Annotated in this window: 4 protein-coding genes and 1 pseudogene; 4 read left to right on the plus strand and 1 reads right to left on the minus strand. The window is 34.2% G+C overall.

The window, feature by feature from the left end:
- Positions 1 to 64 precede the first annotated feature (64 nt).
- The 3 genes and pseudogenes from FC77_RS07240 to FC77_RS07250 all read left to right on the plus strand — a co-directional run.
- On the plus strand, positions 65 to 1873 hold the full coding sequence (locus tag FC77_RS07240; protein WP_082621130.1) for a DnaB-like helicase C-terminal domain-containing protein: 1809 nt from the start codon (positions 65 to 67) through the stop codon (positions 1871 to 1873).
- A gap of 235 nt (positions 1874 to 2108) precedes the next feature.
- A complete protein-coding gene (locus FC77_RS07245; protein WP_082621131.1) occupies positions 2109 to 3014 on the plus strand; it encodes a class A sortase in 906 nt (301 codons plus the stop codon).
- Positions 3015 to 3106: 92 nt separating this feature from the next.
- Positions 3107 to 3445: pseudogene (locus tag FC77_RS07250) on the plus strand (transposase); the annotation flags it as partial.
- Between the two features lie 190 nt (positions 3446 to 3635).
- Here the strand turns inward: FC77_RS07250 and FC77_RS07255 are convergent.
- A complete protein-coding gene (locus FC77_RS07255; RefSeq protein WP_056970976.1) occupies positions 3636 to 4733 on the minus strand; it encodes a helix-turn-helix domain-containing protein in 1098 nt (365 codons plus the stop codon).
- Between the two features lie 129 nt (positions 4734 to 4862).
- Here FC77_RS07255 and FC77_RS07260 point away from each other — a divergent pair.
- The coding region (locus tag FC77_RS07260) for a collagen-binding domain-containing protein (protein WP_056970977.1) at positions 4863 to 6347 on the plus strand (1485 nt) is incomplete at its 3' end.

Below are 6347 nucleotides of genomic sequence, written 5' to 3' on the forward strand. Positions count from 1 at the left end.
TTAATTTAGTCTTGTTTTAAATTTTCTATCACCAGCGATTGACACAGAGCCTAAAAACCCAAGTATGACTTATTACAGCGATGATAATTGTGTTTACTGTCATGGCTGCGGAGCAAGATACGATATTTTCGACCTTTACGCAATACAGCAGCAGAAGATTACGCCCAACAGCGATAACCATGTAAGCTATCAATTTAAAGAGATTTATAACGAAGTGGCAGAATACATGCACGCGGACGTTAACCAGTTCAAAATTAAACCAGAAGACGCACTCCATAATAAAATTAATGAATATAACCGTAGGTTGATTGAAAAAGCAGCTAAAACTTTAGATAAAACAGATTACCTACAAAAGCGCGGTATTAGTCAAGAACTAGGCAAGCAGTTCCATATTGGCTTTATAGAGAATTGGATAAACCCGACTATTGAATATAAAGCAGACAAAGGCACCCACCAGAAGCCCACGCCACGCCTTATTATCCCTACAGGCGTAAGTAGTTATCTTGCACGCGATACCCGCGACAACATCCCCGATGCAGAAAAAAGATACATTAAATTAAAGCAAGGCTCACTTAATTTATTTAATGCTAAAGCCTTACAGGACGACAGTAAGCCACTCTTTGTTACAGAGGGTGAACTTGACGCTTTAAGTATCTTAGAAGTTAGCAAAGAAGCAAACGCACTAGCACTTGGTAGCACGTCAAATATTGATTTATTCTTAGACACTATCCGAAATATTAAACGCCAAGCAATACAGAAGCATGAAGCATATTATCCAACCATCTTAATTGCTACAGATAACGACAGTGCAGGACAATTAGCAGCCCGTAAGCTATCACAAGGACTTAACAGCAGTTACATTGATAATTACATAGTTGATATTGCACGTAACTGTAAAGACCCAAACGAAGCTTTAACAACTGACCGCAATAAGTTTGCAGATACGGTAGCAAGTACCATTAAAGACCCAGACAACTACCTTGTTGGTTTACTTAAAAGAATTAGTCAACATAAAGAAAAGCCGCAATTTATTCCTACAGGCTTTAGTAATTTAGACCAAGTGTTAGATGGTGGGCTTTATCCGCAGCTGTATGTAATTGGTGCAATTAGTTCACTTGGCAAGACAACACTAGCAATGCAGATAGCGGATAGAATCGCAGCACGACAACATAAGCATGTATTTATCTTTAATTTGGAAACTAGCAAAGATGAATTAACAGAAAAAAACTTAAGCCGCTTAACCTTTGAACTTGCCGACGATAAAAGCGGTAACCCACAAACCGCACGCAGCATTAATAATGGTAGTTGGCTAGATTATCCAAAAGAAAGCAAGCTAGTTATGCGAGCTGTAGAAGCCTACAGCAAGTATTACACCTATTTGCATATTGACGATGGAACAGAAAGCAGACCAAGTGCAAAGGATATTTACAGCCGCTTAAATATTTATTGCAGCAAGCACCCCGACAACAAGCCCGTTGTAATTGTAGATTATTTGCAGATTTTACGGGCTATTGATGATCGCGACACCGACAAAGAAAAAGTAACTAAATCGATAGCAGAGTTTAAGAGAATTGCTACAACATTTGAAGTACCAGTAATAGTTATTAGTTCATTTAATCGAAGCAGCTATGATAACCCCGCAGCTATGGAAAGCTTCAAAGAATCAGGTGAAATTGAATATTACGCAGATACCCTTATAGGTTTACAGTACAGAGGTATTGATAGCGAAGATTCAAACCTTGATAATTTAAAGAAGCAAGACCCACGTAACATAGAAGCAAAGATACTTAAAAATAGAAATGGACGTAGCGGAGTTAGCGTTAACTTTGCTTATTATCCAAAATATAATGACTTTATTGCTGAAGATGATTAAGCGAGGTGTTTAGATGGCTCAAATTAGCGATTACAGGCGTTTAAACACAGTAGTCTATTATTATACTCACCTACCGCAGGGGATGCGCGCAGCGGACGAAAATTACACGCAGAAACAAAAGCACAACTTTTAAAAGAGATAAAAGCAGGGCTTTTTTATGCAATAGAAGTCAGTCAATCATAGTCCATAACACCAGTGACGCTAAACCTACGGCAATACATGGAGGATAAGAATTATGGCAAAAATTTGCGATTTTTGCGGCCAGAAGATTGGATTGTTAAGCCATCATTTAGACTTTGAAGATGGATTAATGGGTGAAAAATGTTTAATCAAATATAAAATGGGCACCAAGCATTCTATTGCACCCGGAGCTAAGGAATATGCTAAATGCCATACCGTACAGAGTTTTAAAGATTTTGTATCAGATGGCGATTCTTTTAAGGATATTCAGCAAAACTTCCTAACCGATAAAGAAAAAGATAAGTTGGTCAAAAAGGAAAAGCTTGAGGCTCAAAGGGGTGAATTGCGTCCAAATAAATGGTACTTACTATTTAGCCTTGTTTGTATTTTTTTAGGTACTAGTTTAATTTTAATCACTCCCATATCTAACATTGTAATTAAACAAATGACACGTACAGCCCTACACACAACAGTAAACAGAACCAGTAAATCCAAAGCCAGTTTCAATTTTAAAAAAGTGAAATCTATCGATACAATTTCCGTAGTTAAAGGATTTTTTAATCAAGCAAGGGTAATTGGAATCATTTCCATTCCTGCAATTAAATTAAAATTACCTATTTATCAAGGAATAAATAATGTAAATTTAGTTAAGGGAGCCGGAACCATGAAACCTAATCAAAAAATGGGTAAAAGGAACTACACTTTAGCTGGACATCATATGACTAATCCCAATATTCTCTTTTCACCATTACAAAATATAAAAACTGGGGATACTATCTATTTAATAAATAAATCAAAAAAAGTATATTCTTACCGTGTGACTACCAAAAAAATTATTTCAAAATATCAAACAAGTTATATTAAAGATGTTGGTCAAAAAAAGATGATCACTTTAATTACATGTGCTTCTGGAAAGCCAGGAGAGGCTAGACGAATTATGGTTCGAGGAATATTAAATTAAAAATACGAGAGGATAGTTTTATGTTTAGAAAGCTGAGAATCCTAAATAAACATTTATTAATTAGTTTTGTTAGTGTAACAATTTTCTTTTGCATATTCCCTCTTTATAGCAAAGCCGAGAGGACAAATTATAAGATACCCAAGGAAGCTAAAACTGGTTTTTACTTTGACAAAACGGATAGTTCCAGTTTTATCGCCAATCATGCTCGGATGATCTTAAGTCTGTTAGCTTATAACCTGGTGAGCTTTCTGAAACAGCTCTTACCGGCCGCCCAGGCCGGCCTATCGGTTGGCACGTTGCGCTTATGGCTGTTTAAAATTGCTGGAAAAGTCGTTCATAGCGGGCGCAAAATCCAGTTGAAATTAAGTTACCATCACGTTTATCGAAACTTGTTTTACCAATTGTTAGCTCGGATTCAAGCTTTGAGTTGACCAGCATGCCGCATTGTTGGTTTAACCAAAAAATCAATTTTTTAACACCAAGGGATAAGTGCGCCCCAAATTTAGAAAAGTTTCGTTAAGCGATCACCAAACATGATCGAAGCATCAGTAAAGTGCTCATTAAGGTCAAAAACAGCCCACCATTTTAACGAAATCGTTAAAATGGTGGGCTGTTTTGAAGCTATGAATAATTCGGGCTACTATTTACTCTATAAGCTGTTGGAGACATTCCAACGTAATGCTTGAAAATCCGCGTAAAATAATTCGGGTTATTAAAAGATAAAGTATAGGCGATCTCAGAAATATTTACAGAACTATTTATTAGCATATATTGAGCAGCTTTAACTTTTTGGATATTAATATATGAGCTGGTTGTTTGATTATATTTTTTCTTGAATGAATGAGCCAAAGAACTTTTAGAACAGCCTAAATTTTGAGCTAAAATTGTTAAAGATAATTTTTGATTAATATGATTTTTAATATAAGATGAACATTTTTCAGGAATTGATAAAGCAGATTCATCTTTTATTTTTTGAATTTCTTTAAAACAACGAATAGCCACTTGTTTCATCCAAATTTCAAAAGGAGGAATATTTTTTTTGAATTCAATTGTCCCTAAAATGTCATCTTGTATTTTAAGAGCAACATCTATTAGTACTTGTCCGCTTTCAATAACGTTATTCATTAATAAGCTTACAAAACGAATCATAACGTCCTTTTCTCCTCGAGCATAGTTATTTTGTTCGAATATCGTACCCATATACTGAGTCAATGTTAATTTATCTAAGGCCATATTAAATTGATTAAAATTAAGATTCTTAATAGTCTTAAAAATTGTTTGTTCGTTTTTAAATTTAGCGGTTAAGTCTATTTTGGAATTAAAATCTACTTCCTTTTGAGCAGTAGGTATTTTTTTTACACATGTTTTCCAATTAGGCTTTTTCTTATTAGTAAACAATTGATAAGCCAAAGAGCTTAATGAATTAAGATTATCAACAAATTTAGTAATTTCACGATAATCTTGTGGAATATTAGTTGTATTAATGTGTGGGATTATAAGTAATCGACGAATTTTATCGATTGGAATGATTGTGACATAAAAATTATTTAGATTAACAATAGTTAAAGTATTGGGAACTTGAAGTTGGAGCGATTCTTTAGCTAATTCTGTCATATTAAAGGCATTATTATCAGAAATTAGGGAAATATCAGTTCCATTGAAAAAATAAAAATCCACTGATGCTACATTACCTAATAAGGAAAACAGTTCTTTTTTCATAAATTTGGCCTCAATCAAATATACAAAATAGTATAGTTATTTGCAAAATAATATAGTTAATTTCGTCACTGTTAATTATATACTTCCCCCTAGGTATTAACAATTGATTATTTGAAAGGGATTTATTTTATGGAAAAATTACATTACAAGATGTATAAAGATGGCAAAAAATGGGTTTTTGCAGCAGCAGTTACTGTAATTGCTTTGGGGGTTGGGTTAAGCGAAAGTACGTATACTGTTAAAGCCGATAGCAGCAACACCGTAACCAGTAAAAGTGCAATCAGTCGCAAAAATTCAGCAAATAATAATTCTACGGATAACGGTACTGTAACCACTAAATCAACCGATAATTCAACAAATAATAATTCTACGGATAACGGTACTGTAACCACTAAATCAACCGATAATTCAACAAATAATAATTCTACGGATAGCAACACCACTACTTCATTGGTTGATAATCCTAAAGTAACTACAGTTAATAATGGATTGGTAAATGCCATTTCTATATCCAATAACAGTATAACAACCAAGAATACAGATAATCCCATGATTAAAAGTACTATATTGGCGTCTAACAATGTACAGCCTGCTACTTCTATTGGTAAAGATAACTATTTAAAAGAACTTGGAATTGATATCAATAATTTAAATGCTAATAGTGTTTTGAAATTGGCCTCTTTATTCCATATTTTTGCAAATCAGGCTAGTCTAAGTGCCGATACTAATGGTAATTTGGCCGTTGGTATTTTAAATGATTCTAATGATTTTGGTACACGTGGTGATTCATACAATTTAACTAGTGGTGATATTTATTACATTCAACAACTGGCAAAAGATCTTCAAAGTAACGCTTTTAGAAATAAAACATTTAATCATGTAGTATTAGGCAAAGATGTTAATGTATCAATTGAAAACAACAAAGTCTTAATCAATGGTATTACTATGGATAATTTAAAACCTGAAGATGTCTATCAAGATACCAATGGGCAGAAATATATTGATTTTAGTGATGTATTCCAACAATTGGTAAAGGCATCCACTAGTTATGCTAGTACTTCTCAGTCAATAGGTGTTATTTCAAATTATTCTGATATGAATAATCGCTATATTGATGTTTCAGGAGTAGCAGCTGGAACACAAATTATTTATGTAAATGTTCCATTCGAATATTTAAGTAGTCCACAGTCAATTACAATCAAAGGAATATCTAATTTATTGACTGGTCCAACCATAGTAATTAATGTCACTGGCATTCCCGATGGAAATCAAAATATTTCTACACAAGTTCAATTAAACTACGACGATGGTACAAATTCTTTATCTAATGGGGAGTCACATTCTGAACCAAATCATATATTATGGAATTTTGGAACTGGGAACCAAACATTTAATTTTACTGAAGGCCGCTTTATGGGAAGTATTTTGGCTCCTAATGCAACCATCAACGCCGGCGTGAATATCGATGGGAACATTGTTGCTAATATAGTTAATATAACAGGTGAAGAATCGCATAGATGGGATATTCAGCCGACTCAACCAACTCAACCAACTCAGCCAACTCAGCCGACTCAACCAACTCAACCGACTCAACCGACTCAACCAACTCAACCG

The sequence above is a fragment of the Lactobacillus acetotolerans DSM 20749 = JCM 3825 genome, from assembly GCF_001436775.1.
GTDB lineage: Bacteria > Bacillota > Bacilli > Lactobacillales > Lactobacillaceae > Lactobacillus > Lactobacillus acetotolerans.

Coding starts and splice junctions, on each gene's coding strand:
- FC77_RS07245 (WP_082621131.1), top strand. CDS start 2,109: ATGGCAAAAATTTGCGATTTTTGCGGCCAGAAGATTGGATTGTTAAGC.
- FC77_RS07255 (WP_056970976.1), bottom strand. CDS start 4,733: ATGAAAAAAGAACTGTTTTCCTTATTAGGTAATGTAGCATCAGTGGAT.
- FC77_RS07240 (WP_082621130.1), top strand. CDS start 65: ATGACTTATTACAGCGATGATAATTGTGTTTACTGTCATGGCTGCGGA.